Origin of the sequence: Flavobacterium sp. SORGH_AS_0622 (genome assembly GCF_030818825.1) — a bacterium.
In the GTDB taxonomy this organism is placed as follows: Bacteria; Bacteroidota; Bacteroidia; order Flavobacteriales; family Flavobacteriaceae; genus Flavobacterium.
Genome location: NZ_JAUTAX010000001.1, coordinates 216771 through 241206, shown reverse-complemented (window position 1 = coordinate 241206; position 24436 = coordinate 216771). Strand labels below are relative to the sequence as shown.

The following is a 24436-nucleotide window of genomic DNA, read 5'->3' as shown; positions in this document are numbered from 1 at the left end:
GAATAAAAATTGAGAAATTTTTAATTGCTTAAATTCCAATATTTTAAAAATTGCCCGCAAATTAAAAAAAGAAGAACTTTCTTTCTTTTTCTTAACCGAGAAGGTTTTCACATAGAAATATTTATCATTTTTCTAAACACAGCCCACGGTTTCAGCCATCGGCAACGATTTATATCCATTGTGCTTGCCTTGGTTGAAACCAAGCGCTATTTTCAATATATGAGTAGAAAATCTTTATAGAATTGCTTGCGGAGATTTGCTACGCCAGTTCGCTGTCGCTCGAGTCTCCTTCGTCGAAATGACAAACGTTGTGGAATTGGAATTTGGAATTTAATTTTGAGGCTTCAAAATCTTTGGAATTTGCCTTTTATCATAAAGGCTATAAATCAAAAAAGCCATCCACAAAAGTGGAAAGCTTTTCATTGGTCTAACTACTAAACCAGCTACGAGTTACAAAGTCGTAGCAAAACAACACAACTAATCTTAGATACCGTTTTTGGGCAAAAAAGCCTTTCTTAAAAGAAAGGCTTTTCCCAATATTGCGGTCTGGACGGGACTCGAACCCGCGACCCCATGCGTGACAGGCATGTATTCTAACCAACTGAACTACCAAACCTCTGCGTTATTGCGGTTGCAAAGATAGTACAGAATTTCATTTCTGCAAGTGTTTTTGTAAAAAAAATGAAATAAATTTTCAAATATTTATCCAAAGTTTTGTTTTTCAACCAAATATGTAGTCAATATTTTTTCAAAATTGTCACCAACATTTACCGGAACGTACTTAATTTGGTTCTTAGCACAGGTTAAAGCTAGGTTTTTAAAATAGGTTTCTACCCTTTTTTCGTATTCTGCTTTAACGTTATCTGCAAAAATAGAAACCTCTTCTCCTGATTCTAAGTCAATGAACTTTCTTGGCGTATTGTCAAAATCAAATTTCAATTCGGTTTCATTATCAACCACATGAAACAAAACTACTTTATGTTTATTGTGCTTTAAATGCTGCAAAGCGTTAAAAAGCTTTTCATCATCTTCAGTCTGAAACATATCCGTAAACAAAATAATCATCGAACGGCGATGCATTTTCTCTGCTATTTGATGCAGATACGTAATGGTATCGGTTGTTTTTTTGACTTTTGGCTGCACTAATAATTCTTCCAGTTTATTCAACAGCATTCTATGATGGCGATCGCTTCCTTTTTCTGGTGCGTAATATTCATATTTATCGGAGAAAACGCTTAAACCAACTGCATCGCGTTGTTTCTTTAAGATATTCATTAAAACCGCCGAAGCCAAAACTGCAAATCCGATTTTCTTTTCATAGAATGGCTGATTTGATTTGAGTTCAGGATAATGCATGGAAGAGGAATTGTCAACAATTAAATGACAGCGTAAATTGGTTTCTTCCTCAAAACGTTTCGTATACAAACGATCGGTTTTGGCAAATAATTTCCAATCGATATGTTTAGTGCTTTCGCCTGCATTATACACTTTATGTTCAGCAAATTCAGCCGAAAATCCATGAAACGGACTCTTGTGCATTCCCGATATAAAACCTTCCACAACCTGATTGGCCAGCATTTCAAGATGCTGAAAACTGGAGACTTTCTCTATTTCCGATTCGATTTTCATTCGGTTTCTTTTTTAATATTTTGTGCTTTATAAAGCAAATCTGTCGATTGAAATAATTTCCTTTTTAAAATAGGACTAAAATTAGGGTTTTCTTTTAAGAATCGCTGTACTTCATCAAAGGCAAATTTCGAAGAATATTTTCCAACTGTATTATCCAGCCAGTCTTTCGGGAAGAAAATATCTCCCGTACGCTGAATTTCATCAACCAAATCTAATGAAAATCTGATATATTTTTGTGCATTTTCCTGACGAAGCGGATGATGAATATTCGCTAATCCAACAGAAACCCACGATTCTTTTTCACGGTTTTTATCCTCTTTTAAAGATTCCATAAAAGCATCTCGAATCGATTCGTCTTTGGATAATGATGGAAGCAGAAACTCAAAACGCTTTTGTTTATCAGGATTTGTAAATGTTGTTCTGGTTTTTTCCAAAATTTCATCTGCTTTTGGATGTTTGAAAATTGCGAGATTCATTGCCATGTTGGTATAATCATCTTCGTTTAATTTTAAATTCGGAATCGAGATTTCTCTGTTCCAAACTTTATATAAACTGGCTTTTGCCGAATTAGAATAGGCAATCGAACTGAATAATCCGAACAATGTCTTTTTGATATTGGCTGATAAATTAGCTTGTAAACGTTCGTACAAAATACCTTCAAGCTGTTTCTGAACTTTACTTTGTTGTTTTTCTGTAAAAAATCTCCAATAAATTGTATTTAAATTATTAGATGCAATTCTCAAAACCAATTCGTTTTCTTCTTTTTGAATTGCTTTCAGAAAACAATTAAACGCTTTATCTGGTGAAACATTTTCTAGCAGTGTATTTTCATAAAGATTGCTGTAGCTCGACGCTCTTGCAACCTCATCTTTCAATGTAGAAATATAATCCAAATTATTCCCGTCAAGCGGAAAAACTCCATACCCAAAACCATTGTAATTGTAAACAACGGCAATTGGTTTTTCAAGTCCGACGGCTTCTTTTAAAACGGTGTTTTTATCATTAATATTTATCGTCAGAACTTTTACATCATTGGCATAAACCAAACCAATCTGAAAAACCTGAAGCCAGATATTATTGGAGTTGTCTTCTGCTTTTTGCTGAATGTCAAAAGTTTTAATTCGGTTTTTAGAATCGTATTCAATCTTATCCGTAAAAATCGCTCTTCCAGATTTGTTTACCCAAACGTCACTCCATTTTTTCATATCGAGCGGCGTTTCTGCATCCAGAATTTCTACCAAATTATTCCAATCGGCATTGTCATTGGCGTATTTTTGAATGTAGTTTTGAATTCCTTTCTGAAAAGCTTCCTTTCCCATCGAAGCTTCTAACTGACGCATCATAATTGGCGCTTTATTGTAAATAATGGCTCCGTACAGCGAACCAGCGTCTTTTAAATTCGCCAGATGCTGTTTGATTGGATGTGTTCCTAAAGAACGATCTTCCGCGTAAGCGCTAGGATAATGCGCGGTAAAAAACTGCAGATTATGATTGACTTTCGGAAAAATCGGGTTCATTATTTTATCGGACATGAAATTGGCAAAAACCTCTTTCATCCAAACATCATCAAACCATTTCATTGTGACCAAATCACCAAACCACATGTGTGACGTTTCGTGCGCGATGAGTTTTGCTCGGTTTAATTTTTCACTATCCGTTGCACTGTTGTCCAAAAACAAAGTTGATTCTCGGTACTGAATCGCGCCAACATGTTCCATTCCGCCATATTGAAAAACGGGAATCGAAGCAAAATCCAACTTTTGAAACGGAAACTTATAATTGGTATATTTTTCTAAAAAATCTAAGGATTGCTGATGCAGATTGAAAATAGTATCTGCGCTTACGCGGAATTTTTCTGGACTGTTTTCACGATACAGCATCGTCATTTCTAAACCTGGTTTTTGCGTCGTGCTTTTGAATTTCCCTGCTACAAAAGAGAATAAATAGGTGCTCATTTTATCTGATTCTCCAAAAATATATGTGATAAAATTACCTTTATCGATTTTCTCTTTTACATCGGCTCCAGCCAAAACCGACCAATCTTTTGGTACAGAAAGACTCAATTTGTAAGCAGCTTCTTAATATCCGGCTGATCGAAACATGGAAATAAGGTACTTGCGCGATCTGGAACTAAAAGTGTATATAGAAAATCGTCATTTCTATTTAACGATAAATTACCCGCGATAAAGGAAATTGAAATTGCATTTTTTCCTAAAATTAAACCCGAGGAAGGAATTACAATATGCCCGTTTTGGTAAACAATGGGAAGACTTTTTCCGTTTATGGCAACTGTTTTTATGTTTGAAGTTTTCTCTTTAAAATCAAAAAGTAAAGGCTGACTTAAATCAGATATATTCAAATTTACCGTCAAATGGGCATTTATATTTTCTTCTTTCTGATTGGGAATCTCGAATGACAAATTATACTGAACTTCTGAAATCTGCTTTTTACGAAACTGCGCCAATTGTTCTGAAACCCCATTTTCTAACAGCACACTTTCTTTTTCTTTTGATTGGGAAAAACCATTAGAAATCAACATAAAAAAACAAAGAAAGGTGTATAGAATTTTCATTTTTAAAGGAATATAAGATTTGCTAAAAATAGAAAATAAGTTCCAAAAAAAAGACCTAACAGGTTTTAAAAACCCGTCAAGTCTAAAAAAAACAAAATGTATTTTTAACGAAAAAGGCTTGACTACCGCCAAACCTTTTCCTTTACTAATTCAAAGCTATCCAAAAAAAAGAATTATTCTGTTTGTTGAAATTTAAATGTAACGTCACCTGCATAATAGGTATTACGTGCATTTGTTGGGAAAATAGTTTCTGCAGCCGTACTTGAGATATACGCATATCCTGTAATAGTGATATTTCCAGCCACAATTGGATAAGTCACTGCCGATCCATCTGTTTTTGTTCTGTTGATCCAGCCGTCACTATTTACTGTAAAAAAGTACTCTTTATCTTTAGTTAGTGCGATTGGCGAAATTGCTTTTTCGACTGTAACATTAGCTGTAGCAACATTTATAGTTTCAGATTTTATAACTGTTTTGGTTGCAGCATCCCATAAAGTAACTCTTAAAGTTGGATTTACATCTGGAATTTTTACAATTAAAGAGTTTATTTTTCCCGTTACAGTTGGTTTAAAACTAAAACCATATTCATAAATTCCTGAATTTTTTACATCAACAGCTTTCTGGCTAAATCCAGATCCTGCCATATAAGCGTCTAGAGGATTTTCTTCATTATATTTAACAGCATCTTTATCGTCATCGCTGCTGCATGAAACCGTAGAAACGGCAATTAATAAAAGGGTCAAAATAGTTTTTAGAGCTTTCATAATATATATTTTAATTAATTGATTTTATTTGATTTCAGAATTAAGGTTTGATGTTAAAATGCGCGCAAACTTCTTCGTAACTCATTTTAGAATAATCCAACTTTGCAGTTTTCGCTGTTGCCGTTACTCCGCCAGGAATTAAAATATATCGCCAGCTAAGCGTTGTTGGCAGGTTTACCGTTCCGCCTCCATCATGTCTAAATCTAAATAATTTGATTTTCTGAGGATTAGAAATTGCAGTAATTGTATTTGCAAATCCTCCTGCGGTAGATGTGTATGGCAATGTGTAAGTACCTGATCCAAAAGACACATACACTAATATGGTTCCTTTAGAAAGAATGTCTGTTGATAGTTCTGGTGCATTAATAGTAGTAGACATTCCTGCAGTACCGTCTATAGTTTCTGCAGCTGCTGCTGGTGCTGTTAGCCATGCGCTGTAAATAACATTTGCTGTCCCGGCTGCTCCTGGCGCTCCGTCAGCTCCATTAACACCATCAGTTCCGTCATCGCCGCTGCATGAAATTGTAGAAATGGCTAGTAAGAAAATTGTAAAAATGGTTTTTGAAAATTTCATAACAATTTGGTTTTAAAAAATTAATTAAATACTTCTTTTTTAATTCAATAGCTTTATTTTTGCAACAATCAACAGGAACTTTTTTTTCCTTGTGATTTAATTACAGGACAAATTTGCGCCAATAAGTTCAAGCTAAAAACAGCCAATAGACGAACAACATTTTAAATAGACAGACAACATAAATTAAGTTTGAATGATGAAAAAATACACTTGTATTATTGTTGATGATGACGAAATTGATAGACTTACAGCAGTTTCTTATGCTAAGAAGTTCCCTGTTCTGGATATTTTAGGCGTTTTTGAATCGGCTGAAGATGCTGTTCCATTTTTAGAGAAAGAGAAAATCGATATCTTGTTTTTGGATATTGATATGCCGGGTTTAAACGGAATTGAGTTTAGAAAACAAGCTCTCGAAATTCCAGTTTGTGTTTTTATTACGGCGCATCCTGAACATGCCGTAGAAAGTTTCCAGATTGAAACTCTTGATTTTATCGTAAAACCTTTAAAACTTGATCGTTTTACACAAACTGTAAATCGTATTGAAGAGTTTATGGAAATTAAACTCAAAGCTTCTTTGTTTGAAGCCAGCATTGGCGGTGATACCATTTATATAAAAGAAGGCCACGAACAGACCAAAGTTAAGCTGCATGAGATTTTGTATCTCGAAGCTTTAAAAGATTACACTTTGGTAGTTACAGAACGAAAAAGACATTGTGTGCTTTCGAGCATTGGAAATCTTTTGAAAGAAGATCATTTTCAATCTTTTGTGCGTATCCACAGAAGTTATGCCGTCCAGAAACAATATGTTCAAAAGATAAATTCAACCGAAATTATCTTGAATAATAATGCCGTAATACCAATTGGAAGAAGTTACAAAGAAAACTTAAATTTAATTGCATGAGAAATCTCAAGTTCTTGCTGCTCTTATTTATAAGTTGGAATGCTTTTGCACAGCAGGAACCTAATTTGGCACGTTACAGCACGACAAATGAGAAACTTAAAATTTGGCTTGCATACACTAGAAAAATCTTTGATGCAGAAGATTATCCTAAACTCATAACTGCGGCAGAAAAAGGAATTTCGCTCGCTAAAAATCATAATGCTTATTTAAGCCGGTTTTATATTCAAAGAGGACTCGGATATGAATTTACCAACAATCAATATCAGAAAGCTTTAGAAAATTATGAAATTGCCTGGAAGTACGCCCGCAAAGCCAGACATCTAAAAACCGAGACCACTGCTTTGATGCGTCTTAATTATGTTTATTATTCCGTTCAGGATACTGTGAAGGGCAAATCTTTGATACAATATATTAAACGAGTTGTGGATACCACAAAAAGCGACTACACAAAATCTGTTTTAAACGGGAGTATAGCCGAATACTACCAGAATAACTCGGAATATGAAACTTTTATTGATTATCAATTAAAGGCGATTTCATACAAAAAACTGCTTAAAAGAGACATAGCGAGTACTGAAAACATAGGAATATCCTATCTTCAAATTGGGAGCGCTTATACTAAAATGAAGCAGTTTAAAAAGGCTATCGAATATTTTAACGAAGCCAAACCGTATGTAAAAAACTCTCCGTATGTAAGTGCTTTTTTATGCAACTATTACCTGCACAGCTATGTTGCTTTAAAGCAAAAAGACAGCATTCGAAAATATTACAATTTAGTATATACTTATCCAACAGCAAAAGATTCTCTTTTTATCAATTTGAGTTTTGCTAATCGAAGCATGTCGGAGCATTTTGCAGACGAAGGCAAAATAAATCAAGCTTATAATTTTGCAAAAAAATCTGTTTTCTACGCTCAAAAATCGAATGATCCGGATATTATAATGGAAGCAAATACCAATTTCGGAAAGGTTTTAAACGAAAAAGGAGAATATAAAAAGGCCATTGAAGTATTGAAAAAAGCATCTGAAAAGGCTTTGAAATACGACAAAGAGTCTTTTGTAATGATTAATAAAAAGCTATCTCAAAGTTATGCCGCGCTGGGGCAATGGAAAGAAGCTTATTTTTATAACGAAATCTACAGCAAAAACAATGACGAAATGATGGCACAGTCTGCTAAACAGAATATTGCAAATGCCGAAGCTCGTTATCAGAACAAAACAAAACAGCAGAAAATCAAATATCTTTCTACGGAGAATACAATCAAAAATATTCAAATTGAAGATGCCAAAATACAGCGCATTTTCTTAATTTCTGGAATTACTTTGGTCTGTATTATCGGGTTATTATTATTCAAACAAAATCAAAACAGAAAGAAAACCAATTTAAAACTTCAGGCTTTAAACCAAGAATTGGATGAAGCGAACAAAATCAAAGCGAGATTTTTTAGTATTTTAAATCATGATTTGAGAAGTCCAGTTTCCAACTTGATTCATTTTCTGCATCTTCAAAAAGAAAATCCCGAGTTAATCGACGAAGAAACTGCAATCAGAATGCAGCATAAAATTACAACCGGCGCCGAAAATTTATTATCATCGATGGAAGATATTCTGCTTTGGAGCAAAGGACAGATGGAAAACTTTAAACCTCAATTTAGAAAAACCGAAATCAATGTTTTATTTGAAGAAACTAAAAAACATTTTTCGAGTATAGAAAATATTGAACTGGTATTTGAAAATCCAGAAAATATCATTTTAGAAACAGACGAAAATTATTTAAAAACCATTATTCGAAATCTTACTGGAAATGCCATTAAAGCTTTAGACAAAACTCCGAATGCAAAAATCATCTGGAAAGCATGGCAGGAAAATCAAAAAACTTATCTTTCAATTACTGATAATGGACCGGGTGAAACGCAGGAAAAATTTAAAGCGCTATACGACGAATCTGAAGTTATCGGAATCAAATCTGGTTTGGGTCTGCATTTAATTCGCGATTTAGCAACGGCTATTCATTGTAAAATAGAAGTGAATTCTAAACCAGATGCTGGAACTACTTTTACTATTGTTTTTAAACACATAGATACATAGTTTTATTTTTGAAAAATTCTGCCAAAAAAATCCAATAAAAAAGGTCTGACTTTCGTCAAACCTTTTTTATATCAATCGTAACCTTTTAAAGATTACAATAAAGCGTCTAAACTATCTGCGTAGGTTTGTTTAGGAGCAACTCCTACTTGTTTTCCTACTACTTCACCGTTATGAAAAACCAAAACGGTTGGTATGTTACGCACACCATATTTTGCAGCAAATTCTTGGTTAGCATCTACATCTACTTTACCAACAACTACTTTACCAGCGTACTCATCGCTTAATTGGTCAATGATTGGACCAACCATTCTACAAGGACCACACCATGCTGCCCAAAAATCTACCATTACTGGTTTATCTGATTTCAAAACTACTTCATCAAAAGTAGCATCTGTTATTGCTAATGCCATAATATATTAAGATTAAAATTATGTTTGAATGATTAACTTTCAAACTACAGTACAAATTTAAAAATTTAAAACAAATCAAACACGATTACTAAATTAGTTTTCATTATAAATGTATTGTCATTTATTATCAACTCTAGAATGTTTTTTGATATCTCAATTTACGACATATTAAACTGAAAACCAAACTAATAAAATGTTAATATTTTTTGTAGTATCTTTAATACTCCAAAAGATTTAATCTAAATGCAGCAAATTTTACTTCAAATAAAAACATTTCTTCAGTCTGATCCTTTTAAAAAATATGCCAAACGGTTTGGATTTTTTATTCTGGGGTTAGTCGCAATACTTTTAATTGCCTGCGGCTGCTTGTCTCTTTATTTCAATCAAAATAAAGCCGAAATTATTGCTAAAGTCAATCATAAAATCAATGAAAATATTAATGGAAAATTTCACGTTACCGATTTCCATTATAAGTTCTTAACTGGTTTTCCGAATTTTACTTTGGCTTTAAAAGAAGTAGAAATAAAAGACAATCAATGGCAAAGTCATAAACATACTTTACTAAAAGCCAACGAAATAGAAGCTCGTTTAAATATTTGGAGTTTACTGCACAACGAAATCAACATTCATAAAATTCTAATTAACGATGCTCAAATTTATATTTACAAAGCCGAAAATGGTTATTCCAACGTAAACATCTTTAAGCCGAAAAAGAAAAAAACAGAAACCAATAAAGAAAAACCCGAAACAACGATTGATGAAGTAAACCTCAACAATGTTCATGTCATTATTGATAATCATTTGGGTCATAAATTATTTGATTTTCATGTAGCAGACTTAGATTCAAAAGTCGAGTATGACGATGAAAACTGGCACACTAATTTATTTTTAAAAACAAAAATTAATAGTCTTGCTTTTAATACAGTTCATGGAAGTTTTGCCAAAGAAAAAATGCTCGAAGGTAATTTTGATATTTCCTATTCTGAAGAACATCAAAAAATAGATATTAAAACCCAGAAACTTAAAATTGGTTCTGATGCTTTTGATATTGTGGCTTTTTTTAATATCGGAAAACAAAATTCGCTTTTCGGAATCAATATTGAAACTAATATTTTATGGAAAAATGCTTCTAATTTATTGTCGGGAAATATCAGTTCCAAACTCAATCAGTTTGATTTAAAAAAACCGATCGAAGTTAACTGTGATATTAAAGGAGATCTGAATGTTGAAGGAGATCCCAAAATTGTGGTTCAGGCAGATATTAGAAATAACGAACTTACAATTCCCGATGGCTTGTTTACCAATTGCAGTTTCAAAGGAATATTTACGAATAATTTCAAACCCGAAAAAGGTTTTAGCGATCCGAACTCGGCGATTATTTTAACCCATTTTAAAGCCGATTATGAAAATATTCCACTACAGATTCCTCAGGCAGTTATCAATAATCTGGAAAAACCAATTGCAACTGGATTTGTAAATTCTGATTTTGACATTTCAAAACTTAACGGAATGACGAATGAAAAAATACTGCATTTTGAAAGCGGACATGCAAAAGCTAATTTAAATTTTCAATTTGATATTGTCGATTTGTACATTAACAAACCGCGTTTTACGGGCGAAGTAGCTATCGATAACGCCACATTTGATTATATTCCGAAAAATATTCATGCCGAAAAAACGGCTGTGCAGTTATCGTTTACAGAACAAGCACTTTATATCAAGAAAATAGCTTACAAACATAAAAACAACATCATCCGCATTGACGGAAGAATCGATAATTTTCTGAATCTGTACTATGACGCGCCAGAAAAAATGGTCGTAAACTGGAATATTTACTGCCCGAATATTGATGTCAAACAGTTTTTAGGCATTTTGAAAAATTCTCCATCTCAAAAAATGGCTCAGAAAAAACAAGTAAAAAAGAAAAATGTCAATTTTACGAATCAGCTAAAATCGGTTATCGAGAAATGTACTGCGGTGATTAATCTAAAAGCCGATAAAATTACTTACGGTTCACTTACCGCAACCAACACAAAAGCAACATTGCAAATGCTGAATTCTAAATTGCTTCTTAAAAATGGAACTTTACAGACTTCTGGCGGCAGTATTACCTTTAATGGGGCCATTCAGCCAAGTGGAAACCAATATATTTTTAGTTCGACAGCTCAAGTAAGTCGTGTAGATATTGCGAGTTTTTTAAGGTCTTTCAACAACTTCGGAATCAAATCTTTTAGTCCAAAAAATATTCGCGGCCGCCTAACGAGCAATGCTAATGTTATGGGTTTAATGAACAGCAAAGGCGATTTGATTGTCAACTCCATGAAAGGGAAATTAGATTTTAATGTCAATCAAGGTGCGCTGCTCAACTTTGATCCTATTGTAAAAATTGGCAAGTTTGCTTTTCCGCGACGTGATGTTGAGAATATTACTTTCAGCGACTTATCGGGTTCGCTTAATCTTCGCGGAGAGCAAATCGACATTAATAAATTAACCATAAGCTCGAGCGTCTTAAACTTTGACATAGACGGAATTTACTCTTTCGGCCGAGGCACAAATCTAGCGCTTACGATTCCGCTTCGAAATTCCAAAAACGACGCCAGTCTTTCTACTAAAGAAGAACGAAAAGCCGTTCGCGAACGCGGAATTGTACTCCATTTGATTGCCTATGATAATGATGGGAAAATGAAGATTAAGTGGGGGAAGAAGGATAAGGGGTAATTTTTTTTCTTGAAAAAAGTCTTTTTATAGATTTCAAAGAGCACTTAAATATTTTTATATTTTTACGTGAGATAAATAATACAAGTAATAATTCATGGCAGTAGAAAATTGGACTCGAGAACAAACAGTAGTAGCCTTAAATACGTATTGCAAAATTCCATTTAATAGAGTTTCATCAAATCATCCTGAGATAATCCGGATCTCTAAGATCATAGGCAGAAGCGCTAATTCCTTAAAAATGAAAATCGGAAACTTTGGAAGTTTCGATTTAGAATTAAAAGCAAAAGGAATTGTTGGATTAGCGAACGCAAGTAAACTTGATAAAATCGTTTGGGATGAATTTAGTAGCAATTGGGAAAATCTCGGCTACGAAAGTGAATTAATTATTTCTAATTTTGCAAATAAACCTATTGAAAAAACTTCAAAAATTGATCTCGATAATTTACCATTAGGCAAAGAGAGAGAAGCAATTATAAAAGCAAGAGTCAATCAGAATTTCTTTCGCTCAACAATTCTTTCATCATACAATTCTAAATGTTGCATAACAGGATTATCAATTCCAGATTTCCTTGTTGCAAGCCATATAATTCCCTGGGCTAAAGATGACAAAATTAGATTAAATCCTCATAATGGAGTTTGTATAAATTCAATTCATGATAAAGCTTTCGATAAAGGCTTCATAACTATTACAACCGATTATAAAATAAAAGTCTCCAAGTACTTCAGCGATTATAAATTTGATAATGCTGTAGAAGATTTCTTTTTAAAGTATCAAAATAAATCAATCCTTTTACCTGACAGATTCCTTCCCTCCAAAGAATATTTAGATTTTCATCAAACAACAATTTTTAAAAAATGAAATTTATAACAGAAATAATTTTTGGCAAAGAGCAAATAACAAAATATTATAACAATCAATCCTTTGATGATTTCGAAAAGGTGATTAATGTAAAAAAATACACTTTTGAAACTCAATCAGAAAGGAATGCCTTTTATAGAGGAATGGCTGAAGCAGTTGGCTGGTTAGAATTTGAAGTAATAAAAGAATTTGAAGAGAATAATCATAAAGTTGTAAAAGAAAAAGAAGAAGATAAATTTGATTACTGGTCATTTATTGAGAAATTTTATCCAAGATACTATCAATGCAATAGTGTTTTACTTAGCAACATTTTAACAAAAAAACTTGATGGTGAAGAAATTTCCGAAAATGATAAGAAGTATATCAAAGGGTCGAATGTTAGAAAAGAATTATTAGAAATTGATAAAGAGTTATTATGTAAAGCTTTCGAAAACTACTTCAATACTATTTACCCAGAAAACTAGTAATAGTATATAATTAAAAAGCCACTTCCCAGTGGCTTTTTTAATTTCTATTCAACATCTAAATAAGGATCTAAAATCTCCGCCAATTTATTCAGCCAGTAAAAGCTTTCATCCAGGCTGATATTTTCTTGCTGTAAAAATTCAGTTTCGTGCATTACATTTAAGGCAAGAATATAATTTACTTGTCGAATGCTTTTTGCCATACTTTTGGCATCAATAGAATTGTTGAAGAATTCAGTTAACCTTAATTCTGTTTCTTTTGAAAGGGTGTTTGTACTCATAGTCTGAAAGTTTAGAGAATATAAAACCCGCAAGGGTTAGCTGTCCTACGCCTTTCAGAGCGCTGCGGTTGTTTCCAAGACCGCCAGCATACCACGCGGGCAAAAGTTTAATTGTTTTCATAGTCTGAAAGTTTGAGGACTACAAACATACGAAAACAAAAAATAAATTGTAGGTTTTTTCTTTATTAAAACTTGTTGATTCTAAGTCGCAATCTAAATTACAAAATTGAAAAATAAATCTCCCGAAAATTCATAATATTTCCTTAACTCACTTGGCTTTTCCTTCTAAAATGGATAGATTTGAGAAACAATCATTAAATATAATCCGTTATGAAAGTACAAATCAACACCGACAAGAACATTGATGGACATGCAAGATTAGAAAGTTACTTTTCTGCAGAATTAGAAAAAGGTTTAGCTCGTTTTGAAGATAAAATTACCCGAATAGAAGTTCATTTTGGAGATGAAAATGGAGAAAAATTCAGTCTGCAAGACAAAAAATGCGTAATCGAAGTTCGTCCTGTAAAATTACAGCCAATCACTGTTACAGAACACGCTGATACACTGGAAAAAGCATTCAGCGGCGCTTTGGCAAAAGTCAAAAAATCGTTAACTACAACTTTCGAAAAAATAAAAGCACATTAATATTTGCGCTTATTTCTATAAAAAAGGACGTTTCAAATGAAACGTCCTTTTTGTTTTATATCAATTCGATTACTGATTTATGACTTTGGCAGCGGAGCTCCAACTGCAATATCGCAGCGATGTCCAGGTTTTCCGTGTGCTGGGTTTAGTCCGTCTGCTACTGCGTTATCGGTACTTTCTGTACTTAACAATGCCGGAACTGCATTTGATGGCGGAGGTGTTACGGTAAAACTTTGAGAAACCGATCCGCTTTGTGCTGTATTTGGAGTTGCTGCAGTAGTTTTTGCTGTAGGCGAATTTAACGGCGCTCCAACTGGAATATCACATCTATGTCCTGGCTGTCCGTGCGGCGGATTCATTCCTTTGGCAACTTTAACTGGCGTAGCTGTTGTTGTAACTACCTTTTGTTGAGTCGGATTTACTTGAACAGTTTGTCCTTGAGTCGCTTGTACTTGTTGTGTTGGCGCAGAATTTAAAGGTGCTCCAACAGCAATATCACAGCGGTGTCCTGGCTGTCCGTGTGCTGGGTTCAGTCCTTTTGTATCGCTCAAAACTGTATTAGGGTTTGCTGCTGGAGTTTGTACAACCGGTGCTGCAGCTTTTGTAGTATCTTTTGCAAGTCCTAACCTTACCAATTCAGAGGTTGCTGTACTTTCTTGAGGCTCTAATTCTTTTTTACAAGAAACAAATAATAGAGAAGCTATAGCGAGTGAACTTATAAGTATTTTTGGATTCATTGGGGCGGTATTTAAAAATCTCTCAAATATAATCGTTTTTTCGTGATTACGCCATATAAGAAATGTAACATAATTTATTGTAATGATTTTTTGTTTCACGCAGATTCAGCAGATTTAAAGAGATTTTTTTAGACTCTTTTAAAATCTGCGTGAAACCAGAATTATAAAAACTTCCACTTTCTTATATCAATTATATGGTTCAAAAAAATTAATACCTTTAAACTCAAATAATACATCTCATGAAAAAAACATTTTTATTTCTTTTATTCGTTGCTTCTTTTGCAAATGCTCAAATTGAGAAAGACAAAATAAATCAAACTTTAGATGATTGGCACAAAGCCGCTGCCGACGTAAAATTTGATGCTTATTTCAATACTTTGGCAGAAGATGCTATTTATATCGGAACTGATGCAACCGAAAATTGGCAGAAAAAGGATTTTAAAACTTGGGCAAAACCATATTTCGATAAAGGAACAACATGGAATTTTAAAGCATTAGAACGTCATATCTTTTTTGACAAAACTGGAAAATTAGCTTGGTTTGACGAATTATTGGACACTCAAATGAAAATCTGTCGTGGCTCTGGAGTTTTGGTAAAAGTGGGTAAAGAATGGAAAATCCAGCATTATGTTTTATCCATGACTATTCCGAATGACGAAGTTGATGCTGTAACCAAAATCAAATCTCCAATTGAAGATGCTTTAATAGCAAAGCTTCAAAAGAAATAAAACATTTTAGGCTTTTCTTATTATAAACATAACTTTTATAGCACTTTACGAAACGTATTGAGAAATTAATTTTAATAAATTCGGCAAAAACGATACTTTTTTGTAACTTTAAAATAGGAGACTGTCAAAAAAAGACCCCTTATTTTAAAAAATCAACCAAAATAAAGCCCGCACCTCTATTTTAACAGCCTTCAAAACAAGAATCTTTATTTTTTTTTAACTTTGACCCCAAAAAAAATAGGGTTAACAAAGTATTTTAAAAATGAAAATAGAAAAACGCTGGATTATTTCCTTTATCATGATCAGTGTCGTATGTACGATAGGTGCATTTTGGCCAACAGTAACAGAAAATAGTTATGTCCTATCAGAATTTGGAACTACAGATCATATTGTTCCTGCCGATGTTGCCTGGATGCTTACTTCAAGCTGTCTGGTACTCATCATGACTCCTGGATTATCTTTCTTTTATGGCGGAATGGTTGGTAAAAAGAATGTAATTTCAACTATGCTTCAAAGTTTTATTTGCCTAGGAGTTGTAACGCTTTTATGGGTTGTGGTAGCTTTTAGTCTTGCTTTTGGAGAGCCGGTTGGTTTTGGTTCTGGAGATCATTTTTACAGCTTTTTCGGAAATCCAACAACTTTTGCTTTTATGGATTATGTTGGGGTTCTGCCTCATAAACAATTGGCAAATACGATTCCGTTTATGCTTTTTGCTTTGTTTCAAATGAAATTTGCCATCATTTGTCCTGCGATTATCACGGGTTCATTTGCAGAACGTGTTCGTTTTATTTCTTATTTAGTTTTCATTAGTTTATTTACCATTTTTATATACGCTCCTTTATGTCACGCCGTTTGGTATCCGACAGGTGTTTTAGGAAGCTATTTTGGGGTAAAAGATTTCGCTGGAGGAACTGTAGTTCACATGAGTTCTGGTTTTGCAGCTTTGGCTGGTGTTATTGTTTTAGGAAAAAGAAAAAACAGCCAGCATATTCCAACCAATATTCCATTTGTATTATTAGGAACTGGAATGCTTTGGTTTGGATGGTTCGGTTTCAACGCTGGATCTGCTCTTGCTGCCAACGGAACAGCCGCTATGGCTTTTGCAACTACTACAACCTCATCTGCAGCCGCAATGTTAACGTGGATCTTCTTTGACAGAATGAACGGAAGAAAAGTTTCTGCATTAGGTGCCTGTATCGGGGCTGTTGTTGGTCTTGTGGCGATTACCCCTGCTGCGGGATATATCTCTGTACCAGAAAGTATGTTCTTCGGATTTGTAACGGCTTTGGTTTCTAACACGGCTGTAAATTGTAAATATTCAAAAAGATTTGACGATACGCTTGACGTTTTTGCCTGTCACGGTGTTGGTGGAATTATGGGAATGATTTTAACGGCTATTTTTGCTCACGGAGAAAATGCTAGTTTACTTCACGGAGGCTGGAATGTTTTTGGACATCACATGATGGCATTGGTATTGGTTTCAATCTTTACTTTCTTCGGAGCTTATTTCTTGTTTAAAGTAACCAATTTCATTATTCCGTTAAGGGTTTCTGAGGAGTCAGAACACATCGGACTGGATTTATCACAACACGACGAAACTTTAGATCCAAAATCTAAACCAATTACAGAGCCTCATTACGGTTAATATTTGTTGCCACGAATTTCACTAATATTCACTAATTTCTTTTCGCACTCAGTTAAAATTGATTCGTTAAAATTTGTGAAATTCGTGGCAAAACAAAATATACTTCATAGAAATTCGTTGCTGATAAAATTTAAACCGCAATTACATCTTATCCATTCGTTTATATTCCTTAATTTTGCGGAAAATTTTTGTAAAAGTGGGAAGTAAAAATAAACTTAAGAGATTCAGAGAAAACGAAACATTTCAAAACGTTTTTCAACCAACCAGAGAAGAAGTTGTTGGCGATTTAATACCTTTAAGAGGAAAATGGAATTCTGATTTCTTTAAAAACGATAATCCTTTAGTTTTAGAATTAGGATGCGGTAAAGGAGAATATTCTGTTGGATTAGCTGAAAAATACCCAGACAAAAATTTTATCGGAATTGACATTAAAGGCGCGCGTTTCTGGCGTGGTGCTAAAACAGCTGTTGAAAACGGTTTGCATAATGTTGCTTTTGTACGTACTCAAATCGAATTGATCGATCATATTTTTGCTGAAAATGAAGTAGACGAAATCTGGATTACTTTCCCAGATCCGCAGATCAAATACAAAAGAACCAAACACAGAATGACGAATTCTGAGTTCCTGAAATTATACAAAAAGATCCTGAAAAAAGACGGTGTCGTAAACCTTAAAACCGACAGCGAATTTATGCACGGATATACGCTTGGATTGCTTCATGGTGAAGGCCACGAAGTTTTATATGCTAATCATAATGTTTACAAAAATGAAGGAAGCCCAGAAGTTGTAACTTCAATCCAGACATTTTATGAGAAACAATATTTAGAAATTAACAAGGCAATTACGTATATTCGTTTCAAAATTAAAGACTAATTTTAGTTCTGAAAACTATCTTTTAACCACTTAAACAACTGAATGGTATATCTTACTCCATTACTTTCAGGTTTTATTGCCGCCGCTATTGGGATTATTCCACCAGGATTAATCAACATGACAGCAGCCAAAATAAACTTGAAAGAAGGAAAAAAGAATGCTTTTTGGTTTGTTATTGGTGCGGTTTTGGTGATTTTTTTCCAAGTTTATGTAGCTGTTTTATTTGCTCGTGTAATTGACAACCGCCCAGATGTGGTAACGCTTTTGCGCGAAGTAGGTTTTGTTATATTTTCTATACTTACAATTTACTTTTTGTTTATTGCAAAAGATCCGATAACCAAGAAAAAATCAAAAATAAAGAAGAGTAGTAAAAAAAGCCGATTCTTCCTCGGGATGCTGCTTTCGAGCTTAAACTTTTTTCCAATTCCTTATTATGTTGTGGTAAGTGTCACTTTGGCTTCGTACCATCTTTTTGTATTCGAAAACAATATCATTTTTACCTTTGTGCTCGGTTCGGTAATAGGTTCATTTGCCGTTTTATACAGCTATATTGCCTTCTTCGGCAGAATTGAAAAGAAAACCGATTACCTGATGCGAAATATGAATACTATCATTGGAAGCATTACGGGCTTGGTTGCAATTGTAACACTTTTTAATATTTTAAATTATTATTTCGGTTAATTTTATAGCCACAGATTGAAAGGATTAAAATGATTTTCTATTTTGTGGTGAATAATTTTTCACGGAGATTTTGCAGATTCAAACAGATATTTATACTGCAGATTAATTAAGTTTTGTTTCAATTTTAATCTGCTTAAATCTTTAAAATCTGCGTGAAACTTGTAGTTTAATATGTGGTAAAAATGATAAAATCATGGCTGAGGAAAATTTTTTCGAAAGAGTTTATACAATCGCAAGACAGATTCCGTACGGAAAAGTAACCTCTTATGGTGCAATTGCAAAAGCCTTGGGAGCCGCCCGTTCTGCCAGAATGGTTGGCTGGGCAATGAATGCCTGCCATAATATGGACGATGTTCCAGCTCACAGAGTTGTAAACCAAAAAGGACTTTTAACAGGAAAGCATCACTTTGACGGAACGAATTTAATGCAGCAGCTTTTAGAGAACGAAGGAATTAAAGTTGTCAATAACCAAATTGTAGATTTAGAAAAACACTTTTGGAAACCAGAAGTCGAACTTTAAGTTTTTTGAACCATATAAGTTCTTTTTAAGCTTGCTTTACTTTATCAATTAATCGCGCAAAGACGCAGAGTCGCTAAGTTTTCCTTTTTAAGTTTTCCTTTGCGACTCTGCGTCTTTGCGCGATTAAATACCAATAAATGCGTAAAATTTATACGCAACGTTTAAATGAACTTATATCTTATATGGTTCAAAAAAATCAAATCAAGCAAATAACAAAATCTGTTTTCTCTTCATCGGTTTGGTAGCTTAAATAACCGCCGTGTGCTTCGATGATATTTTTAGAAAGCGTTAAACCAATTCCTGCCCCATCTTTTCTGGTTGTGAAAAATGGAAGAAAAACTTTATCTCTAATTTCGGGATCTACTCCTCTACCATTATCAGAAATTACAATAAAGAAGCGATTGTTTTCGGTATAGCTGGAAAGTATTAATTTCTTTTCTGTTTTTTCTTTTAAGGCATGAATACTATTGGTAATCAAATTAATAATCACCTGCTCCATTTGATTTTTATCTATCAAAATAGAACGGGAACTATTGATTTCATTAACCAATTCTATGCCTTCTGCTTTCAAAATCGGACTCATGATTCGCAGACAATCTTCAAACAATGCATTAATAGGCGTCATCTGTTTATTTGGTGTCGGAAGCATTGCTAGTTTTCTATAATTTTCAACAAAAACCTGTAAATGATCGCTCCGGTTTATAATGGTCGAAATACTGCTTTTAATGTCTTCAAAATCATCTTCTTCGAGCTTTTCCTGATCTACAATGTGAAGTAAATTCTGTGAAAGCGCCCGAATCGGAGTCAAGGAATTCATTAATTCATGCGAAATGATTTTCATTAAATTAATCCATGCTTCTTTTTCTTTTTTCTCAATAACACGCTGAATGCTGTCTAATAGAATAATAAAATATTCTTTATCATACGTTGATGTATGCGAAGTCTGCAGCATAAAAGTCTGCAGATCTTGATCTTCAATTTTTATCGAAATAGCGGTTTTTAGTTCTGTAAAACCAACATTTTCGATTTCACTGCAAAGCGCAGGAATATAATTTTTTAGATATTTCCAATGACTCACTTTCGGCACTTTGAATAAGTTCGAAAAGCAGTCATTCATTATAAAAATCGACCAAGTATCATTGTCTTTTTCTAAAATTAAAGCTGCAGTATCGATACTGTTTAATATCGAACGATAAATCAATTCTTTTGAAGTCTGCTCCTGTTTTTGAACTTTTAAAGTATCGTACAAAAGATATAAACTCTTGAAATTGTCTTTTTTATGTTCTTCTTGAAAATGCGTAGAAAAGTCATTGTGCAAAATGGAGTTTATCGTTTTGTCATAAAACAATAATTGGTTCTTGACAAAAAAGTACATTTCGAACAGAAAAATCAATACAAAAAAACCAACTAAAATGGCATTGAATCGAAATCCTTTGTAAAGCAGCAAAACACTGCATAAAAAAAGAATCATGACAAACAAAACCCTTACAAACAAAGCGTTATAAAATTTCCAATTCTTCATGTTTTATTTTTTCTTGCCATAGATTTTAAGAATTAAAAAGATTGATCTTAATCATCAACCTAAATTAAATCTAAACCGCGCAGCATATAATAATCATTTTTAATCGTCTAAATCTGTGGCAAAACTTAATTTAAGTCTAATTCTTTAAATCGTATTTTTCGATTCTTCGATACAGGGCGGCGCGTGACAAACCTAGTTCTTCGGCTGTTTTAGAAATATTTCCGTTATGTTTAAATAATGCTTTTTCGATTGCGCTTTTCTCCATTTCAGACAACGGATTTTCATCGTTTTCCTGAATTTCTTCAAAATCTAGAATATCCAAATCGATTACAGAAATTGTATTGTTTTCAGATAAAATTAAAGCTCGTTCGATCTTATTTTCCATTTCACGAACGTTTCCTTTCCAAGGATATCGCTCTAAATATGGAGCCGCATTGTCATCAAAATGCCATTCAGAAGCGTCGGGACCTTGATTGTATTTTTCTGCAATCTGCTGCAGGATAAAATTTGCCATTGGCACAATATCGTCTTTTCTTTCGCGCAGGGATGGCAGATTTATTTCCATAGTATTTATTCTATACAATAAATCTTCGCGAAAAGTTTTGTTCTTTACTTCGGCTTTAATATCGCTGTTGGTCGCGGCAATAACACGTACATTTAAAGGTCTGGGTTTGCTTTCGCCTAAACGCGTAACGGTTTTAGTTTGTAAAACATGAAGTAATTTAGCCTGAAGATGAAGCGGAATATTTCCTATTTCATCTAAAAAAATCGTTCCGTTTGAAGCGTTTTCAAAACGTCCAGGAGTGTCAATTTTTGCATCTGTAAAAGCTCCTTTTGCATAACCAAAAAGCTCGCTTTCGAATAAATTATCACTTAACGAACCTAAATCGACATGTACAAAAGGCTGATTTTTTCTTTCAGAATGCTGATGAATAAATTCGGCAAAAACATATTTACCAGTTCCATTTTCACCTAAAATCAAAACATTGGCATCCGTCTTAGCTACTTTTTCAGCTATGGAATAGGCTTGTTTTATTTTGACTGAAGTTCCTACAAAGTATTTCTTTTCGGTTTTTTCATTTTTATCCAAAGATGTTTTCTTGCTGTTCTTTCTGCTTTCAACTACAGCTTTATCAATCGTCTCTAAGAGTTTTTCATTGTTCCAAGGTTTTAGAACATAATCAAAAGCTCCAATTTTTATTCCCTCTACAGCCGTTTCAATTTTACCAAAAGCTGTCATTAAAATCACAATAGTCTGCGGGGAAAGTGTTTTAATTTCTTTCAGCCAATGAATTCCTTCCCTCCCATCTTCAAAACCAATTCGGTAATTCATGTCAAGCAAAACCACATTTATTTCATTTTCGCTTAAAATTGAAATGATTTTTTTGGGACTATTTGTTGTAAAAATCGTCTCAAAATGCTTTTTAAGAATCATTTTTGCCGAAAAAAGAATTTCTTCCTGATCGTCTACAACTAATATTTGGGCTTGTTTCTTTCTCATGTGGTATTTTTTCTGTCCGCTTCCGAACGGTCAACTGTTCATTATCGAACACTAGTTTTTCTAAGCGGTTTTAAAAGCTTCTTTAAAATCAAGACTTTACAAATAATAAATTTTATGGCACAGTATTTACCTATTGATTATCAGTAAAATATTAAAAAAATGGACAAGATAATTCCTCGTAAAAGTAAAAAATTTAGATATCTCGCAATAGCAATTGCTGTTTTTTTAGCTTTGGCGGTAATCATCATTTTTGCTTTTAACACCAAAAGAACTTTAAATGTAAAAACTGAAGAATTGGTCATTCAAAAAGCTGAAAAAGCTTTTTTTGAAGACTTTGTTGTTTTTCAGGCAAAAGTTGAACCTTTAAATGTAATGCTTGTAAACGTTACGGAAGGTGGTTCTGTAAAAGAAATTTTTGTAGAAAATGGTGCAATGGTGACCAAAGGGCAATCGCTTGCTCGTTTATACAATCCGAATACAGAATTGAATTATTTGACTCAGGAAACGGCTATTATCGAACAAATCAACAACTTAAATACAGGGAAATTAAATATCCGAAATCAAGAACTAAATTTAACCAAAGATTTTGTTTTAATCGAACATGATTACAATGACGCCAAAAGATTATATGATGTAAACGCTAAATTGTTTGCCAAAGATGTAATCTCGAAAAACGATTGGAATACTTTTAAGGAAAGTCTTCGTTTTCAGGAAGAACGCAAAAGAACGATTCAGCAGAGTATTCAAAAAGAGAAACAAACCAATCAAATTCAGATTTCTCAAATTAATCGTTCGATTCAAACTATGGAGAAAAGTTTGGAAATCCTTAGAAACAACAAAAAGAATTTTTTAATCACAGCGCCAGAATCTGGAAGATTAACTTCTTTTGAACCTGTTTTAGGAAAAACTTTTCAAGCTGGGGAAAGCATTGGAAAAATCGATTCAAAACGCGGTTACAAACTTTCTGCCGATGTTGATGAGTTTTATTTAGAAAAAATTAGAGAAGGCTTAAAAGGCCAGGTTGAATACAAAGGAAAAAATCTTGAGGTTTTGGTTACCAAAGTTATCCCAGAAGTAAAAAGCGGCCACTTTACAGTTGAATTGGTTTTTACTTCAAAAGAAGATATTGCACTGCAAGACGGACTTAGCTTTGGCGTGAAACTAATTTTATCTGAAAAGAACAAAACCCTTGTAATTCCAAAAGGAAGTTTTAATCAGGAAACAGCAGGAAAATGGATTTTTGTAGTAAAAGGAAATAAAGCCGAAAGAAGAAATATAAAACTAGGACGCGAAAATCCTGCTTACTATGAAGTTTTAGAAGGTATAAAAGAAGGCGAATCTGTAATTACTTCTTCTTATTCTGATTATAAAGATATCGAGGAACTTTCGCTTGAGAAGTAATTTTTGTTTCAAGTTTCAGGTTTCACGCCGCCAACCAACCTGAAACCTGAAACTTGAAACTTGAAACAACAAAAAAACAAAAAAATCATCGTTTCAATCATCAATCAAAAAACGTATTTAATAACATTTCAAAACCTAAAAAATTATGATCACAATTCAGAATTTAACCAAAGTTTTTAGAACAGAAGAAATCGAAACTGCTGCTTTAAGCGGAATTAATTTAGAAATAAAAAAAGGAGATTTTCTAACAATTATGGGGCCTTCGGGCTGCGGAAAATCAACTCTATTGAATATCATCGGACTTTTGGATAGCGCGAGCGACGGAAGCTATAAATTATTAGATCAGGAAATGATTGGTCTAAAGGAAAAAGGAAGAGCTAAGGTGAGAAAAGAAAATATCGGTTTTATTTTTCAAAACTTCAACTTAATCGATGAACTTTCTGTTTATGATAATATCGAATTACCGTTGCTTTACAACAACGTAAAAGCTTCTGAAAGAAAACAAAAAATTGAAGCTATTGCCGAGAAACTGAATATTTCTCATCGTTTGAAACATTTCCCGCAGCAACTTTCGGGCGGACAACAGCAAAGAGTTGCCGTAGCAAGAGCTTTGGTGAATGATCCGAAAATTATTTTGGCCGATGAGCCAACTGGAAATTTAGATAGTAAAAATGGTAATGAAGTGATGGAACTTTTAACCGATTTACATGCTAAAGGCGCTACAATTTTGATGGTTACCCACTCTGATTATGATGCTTCTTTTTCGCAAAGAACGATTCACATGAAAGACGGAGTTATATTTTCTGAGAAATTAAACCAACGTAATGTTGATGTTTTTATGGATGCTAAATAATTAAATGATGATTAAAATTATTGTTACTGCACTCGTAGCTCTGGTAGAGCTGGCCTGCAAAATATTTACT

At 33.5% G+C, this 24436-nt stretch carries 21 protein-coding genes, 1 tRNA gene and 1 pseudogene; 13 read left to right on the top strand and 10 right to left on the bottom strand.

The features are described from left to right. Window positions 1-542: 542 nt before the first annotated feature. The 5 genes and pseudogenes from QE431_RS01070 to QE431_RS01050 form a co-directional block, all read right to left on the bottom strand. Window positions 543-616: transfer RNA gene (locus QE431_RS01070), tRNA-Asp, on the bottom strand. 86 nt (window positions 617-702) lie between these two features. Next, window positions 703-1629 (bottom strand): DUF58 domain-containing protein, encoded by a 927-nt coding sequence (locus QE431_RS01065; protein WP_307291770.1) that lies wholly within the window; start codon window positions 1627-1629, stop codon window positions 703-705. Next, window positions 1626-4201: pseudogene (locus QE431_RS01060) on the bottom strand (M1 family aminopeptidase). Before QE431_RS01060 ends, QE431_RS01065 begins: the two are co-directional and overlap by 4 nt. A gap of 173 nt (window positions 4202-4374) precedes the next feature. Then, window positions 4375-4965: a hypothetical protein gene (locus tag QE431_RS01055; protein WP_307291769.1), complete on the bottom strand. Its 591-nt coding sequence runs from the start codon at window positions 4963-4965 to the stop codon at window positions 4375-4377. Between the two features lie 40 nt (window positions 4966-5005). Next, window positions 5006-5539, bottom strand: coding sequence for a hypothetical protein (locus QE431_RS01050; RefSeq protein ID WP_307291768.1), 534 nt, complete (start codon window positions 5537-5539; stop codon window positions 5006-5008). Between the two features lie 193 nt (window positions 5540-5732). On the opposite strand from QE431_RS01050, the gene QE431_RS01045 reads away from it, so the two are divergent. After that, on the top strand, window positions 5733-6440 hold the full coding sequence (locus tag QE431_RS01045) for a LytTR family DNA-binding domain-containing protein (RefSeq protein ID WP_307291766.1): 708 nt from the start codon (window positions 5733-5735) through the stop codon (window positions 6438-6440). Next, entirely contained in the window at window positions 6437-8527 is a 2091-nt protein-coding gene (locus QE431_RS01040; RefSeq protein ID WP_307291764.1) for an ATP-binding protein, read from the top strand. The genes QE431_RS01045 and QE431_RS01040 overlap by 4 nt, the downstream gene beginning before the upstream one ends. A 92-nt stretch (window positions 8528-8619) precedes the next feature. Here the strand turns inward: QE431_RS01040 and trxA are convergent, their stop codons facing one another. Then, window positions 8620-8937, bottom strand: coding sequence for a thioredoxin (gene trxA / locus QE431_RS01035; protein ID WP_012023423.1), 318 nt, complete (start codon window positions 8935-8937; stop codon window positions 8620-8622). A gap of 243 nt (window positions 8938-9180) precedes the next feature. On the opposite strand from trxA, the gene QE431_RS01030 reads away from it, so the two are divergent. The 3 genes from QE431_RS01030 (at window position 9181) to QE431_RS01020 (ending at window position 12978) form a co-directional block, all read left to right on the top strand. Continuing rightward, window positions 9181-11655, top strand: coding sequence for an AsmA-like C-terminal region-containing protein (locus tag QE431_RS01030; protein WP_307291750.1), 2475 nt, complete (start codon window positions 9181-9183; stop codon window positions 11653-11655). Window positions 11656-11749: 94 nt separating this feature from the next. After that, window positions 11750-12514 (top strand): HNH endonuclease, encoded by a 765-nt coding sequence (locus QE431_RS01025; protein ID WP_281867212.1) that lies wholly within the window; start codon window positions 11750-11752, stop codon window positions 12512-12514. After that, complete coding sequence (locus QE431_RS01020) at window positions 12511-12978, top strand: hypothetical protein (RefSeq protein WP_281867211.1); 468 nt, start codon at window positions 12511-12513, stop codon at window positions 12976-12978. Before QE431_RS01025 ends, QE431_RS01020 begins: the two co-directional genes overlap by 4 nt. A gap of 47 nt (window positions 12979-13025) precedes the next feature. Here the strand turns inward: QE431_RS01020 and QE431_RS01015 are convergent, their stop codons facing one another. Further along, a complete protein-coding gene (locus tag QE431_RS01015; protein ID WP_307291747.1) occupies window positions 13026-13259 on the bottom strand; it encodes a hypothetical protein in 234 nt (77 codons plus the stop codon). A 330-nt stretch (window positions 13260-13589) separates the two neighbouring features. Between QE431_RS01015 and QE431_RS01010 the strand changes: the two genes are divergently transcribed. Continuing rightward, the gene (locus tag QE431_RS01010) at window positions 13590-13904 is read left to right on the top strand and encodes an HPF/RaiA family ribosome-associated protein (RefSeq protein ID WP_134139063.1); all 315 of its coding nucleotides are present in this window, start codon (window positions 13590-13592) and stop codon (window positions 13902-13904) included. Between the two features lie 77 nt (window positions 13905-13981). Here QE431_RS01010 and QE431_RS01005 read toward each other — a convergent pair whose 3' ends face one another. Further along, entirely contained in the window at window positions 13982-14641 is a 660-nt protein-coding gene (locus QE431_RS01005) for a hypothetical protein (protein WP_307291745.1), read from the bottom strand. A gap of 239 nt (window positions 14642-14880) precedes the next feature. Between QE431_RS01005 and QE431_RS01000 the strand changes: the two genes are divergently transcribed. The 5 genes from QE431_RS01000 to QE431_RS00980 all read left to right on the top strand — a co-directional run bounded on the left by QE431_RS01000 (window position 14881) and on the right by QE431_RS00980 (window position 19089). After that, a complete protein-coding gene (locus QE431_RS01000) occupies window positions 14881-15369 on the top strand; it encodes a nuclear transport factor 2 family protein (protein WP_307291744.1) in 489 nt (162 codons plus the stop codon). Window positions 15370-15631: 262 nt separating this feature from the next. Beyond that, window positions 15632-17014, top strand: coding sequence for an ammonium transporter (locus QE431_RS00995; RefSeq protein ID WP_057115893.1), 1383 nt, complete (start codon window positions 15632-15634; stop codon window positions 17012-17014). 196 nt (window positions 17015-17210) lie between these two features. Beyond that, window positions 17211-17888, top strand: a complete 678-nt coding sequence (trmB, locus tag QE431_RS00990; RefSeq protein ID WP_307291743.1) for a tRNA (guanosine(46)-N7)-methyltransferase TrmB — start codon at window positions 17211-17213, stop codon at window positions 17886-17888. Between the two features lie 42 nt (window positions 17889-17930). Beyond that, window positions 17931-18569: a LysE family transporter gene (locus tag QE431_RS00985; protein WP_057115888.1), complete on the top strand. Its 639-nt coding sequence runs from the start codon at window positions 17931-17933 to the stop codon at window positions 18567-18569. 193 nt (window positions 18570-18762) lie between these two features. Beyond that, window positions 18763-19089, top strand: coding sequence for an MGMT family protein (locus QE431_RS00980; protein WP_057115886.1), 327 nt, complete (start codon window positions 18763-18765; stop codon window positions 19087-19089). Between the two features lie 196 nt (window positions 19090-19285). Here the strand turns inward: QE431_RS00980 and QE431_RS00975 are convergent, their stop codons facing one another. Together QE431_RS00975 and QE431_RS00970 are read right to left on the bottom strand one after the other, a co-directional pair. Beyond that, window positions 19286-20611 (bottom strand): PAS domain-containing sensor histidine kinase, encoded by a 1326-nt coding sequence (locus QE431_RS00975; RefSeq protein WP_307291739.1) that lies wholly within the window; start codon window positions 20609-20611, stop codon window positions 19286-19288. A 136-nt stretch (window positions 20612-20747) separates the two neighbouring features. Next, complete coding sequence (locus tag QE431_RS00970; protein WP_307291737.1) at window positions 20748-22112, bottom strand: sigma-54 dependent transcriptional regulator; 1365 nt, start codon at window positions 22110-22112, stop codon at window positions 20748-20750. A 159-nt stretch (window positions 22113-22271) separates the two neighbouring features. Here QE431_RS00970 and QE431_RS00965 point away from each other — a divergent pair, with 159 nt between their 5' ends. Both QE431_RS00965 and QE431_RS00960 read left to right on the top strand, forming a co-directional pair. Next, complete coding sequence (locus tag QE431_RS00965) at window positions 22272-23513, top strand: efflux RND transporter periplasmic adaptor subunit (protein WP_307291735.1); 1242 nt, start codon at window positions 22272-22274, stop codon at window positions 23511-23513. Between the two features lie 145 nt (window positions 23514-23658). Next, window positions 23659-24366 carry an ABC transporter ATP-binding protein gene (locus QE431_RS00960; protein ID WP_057115876.1) on the top strand — a complete coding sequence of 236 codons (708 nt, stop codon included), beginning with the start codon at window positions 23659-23661 and terminating at the stop codon, window positions 24364-24366. Window positions 24367-24436: the final 70 nt, after the last annotated feature.

Bases quoted from the DNA above. Each gene is read 5' to 3' on its own strand.
- QE431_RS01065 (WP_307291770.1), bottom strand. From the start codon at position 1,629: ATGAAAATCGAATCGGAAATAGAGAAAGTCTCCAGTTTTCAGCATCTT.
- QE431_RS01055 (WP_307291769.1), bottom strand. From the start codon at position 4,965: ATGAAAGCTCTAAAAACTATTTTGACCCTTTTATTAATTGCCGTTTCT.
- QE431_RS01050 (WP_307291768.1), bottom strand. From the start codon at position 5,539: ATGAAATTTTCAAAAACCATTTTTACAATTTTCTTACTAGCCATTTCT.
- QE431_RS01045 (WP_307291766.1), top strand. From the start codon at position 5,733: ATGATGAAAAAATACACTTGTATTATTGTTGATGATGACGAAATTGAT.
- QE431_RS01040 (WP_307291764.1), top strand. From the start codon at position 6,437: ATGAGAAATCTCAAGTTCTTGCTGCTCTTATTTATAAGTTGGAATGCT.
- trxA (WP_012023423.1), bottom strand. From the start codon at position 8,937: ATGGCATTAGCAATAACAGATGCTACTTTTGATGAAGTAGTTTTGAAA.
- QE431_RS01030 (WP_307291750.1), top strand. From the start codon at position 9,181: ATGCAGCAAATTTTACTTCAAATAAAAACATTTCTTCAGTCTGATCCT.
- QE431_RS01025 (WP_281867212.1), top strand. From the start codon at position 11,750: ATGGCAGTAGAAAATTGGACTCGAGAACAAACAGTAGTAGCCTTAAAT.
- QE431_RS01020 (WP_281867211.1), top strand. From the start codon at position 12,511: ATGAAATTTATAACAGAAATAATTTTTGGCAAAGAGCAAATAACAAAA.
- QE431_RS01015 (WP_307291747.1), bottom strand. From the start codon at position 13,259: ATGAGTACAAACACCCTTTCAAAAGAAACAGAATTAAGGTTAACTGAA.
- QE431_RS01010 (WP_134139063.1), top strand. From the start codon at position 13,590: ATGAAAGTACAAATCAACACCGACAAGAACATTGATGGACATGCAAGA.
- QE431_RS01005 (WP_307291745.1), bottom strand. From the start codon at position 14,641: ATGAATCCAAAAATACTTATAAGTTCACTCGCTATAGCTTCTCTATTA.
- QE431_RS01000 (WP_307291744.1), top strand. From the start codon at position 14,881: ATGAAAAAAACATTTTTATTTCTTTTATTCGTTGCTTCTTTTGCAAAT.
- QE431_RS00995 (WP_057115893.1), top strand. From the start codon at position 15,632: ATGAAAATAGAAAAACGCTGGATTATTTCCTTTATCATGATCAGTGTC.
- QE431_RS00985 (WP_057115888.1), top strand. From the start codon at position 17,931: ATGGTATATCTTACTCCATTACTTTCAGGTTTTATTGCCGCCGCTATT.
- QE431_RS00980 (WP_057115886.1), top strand. From the start codon at position 18,763: ATGGCTGAGGAAAATTTTTTCGAAAGAGTTTATACAATCGCAAGACAG.
- QE431_RS00975 (WP_307291739.1), bottom strand. From the start codon at position 20,611: ATGAAGAATTGGAAATTTTATAACGCTTTGTTTGTAAGGGTTTTGTTT.
- QE431_RS00970 (WP_307291737.1), bottom strand. From the start codon at position 22,112: ATGAGAAAGAAACAAGCCCAAATATTAGTTGTAGACGATCAGGAAGAA.
- QE431_RS00965 (WP_307291735.1), top strand. From the start codon at position 22,272: ATGGACAAGATAATTCCTCGTAAAAGTAAAAAATTTAGATATCTCGCA.
- QE431_RS00960 (WP_057115876.1), top strand. From the start codon at position 23,659: ATGATCACAATTCAGAATTTAACCAAAGTTTTTAGAACAGAAGAAATC.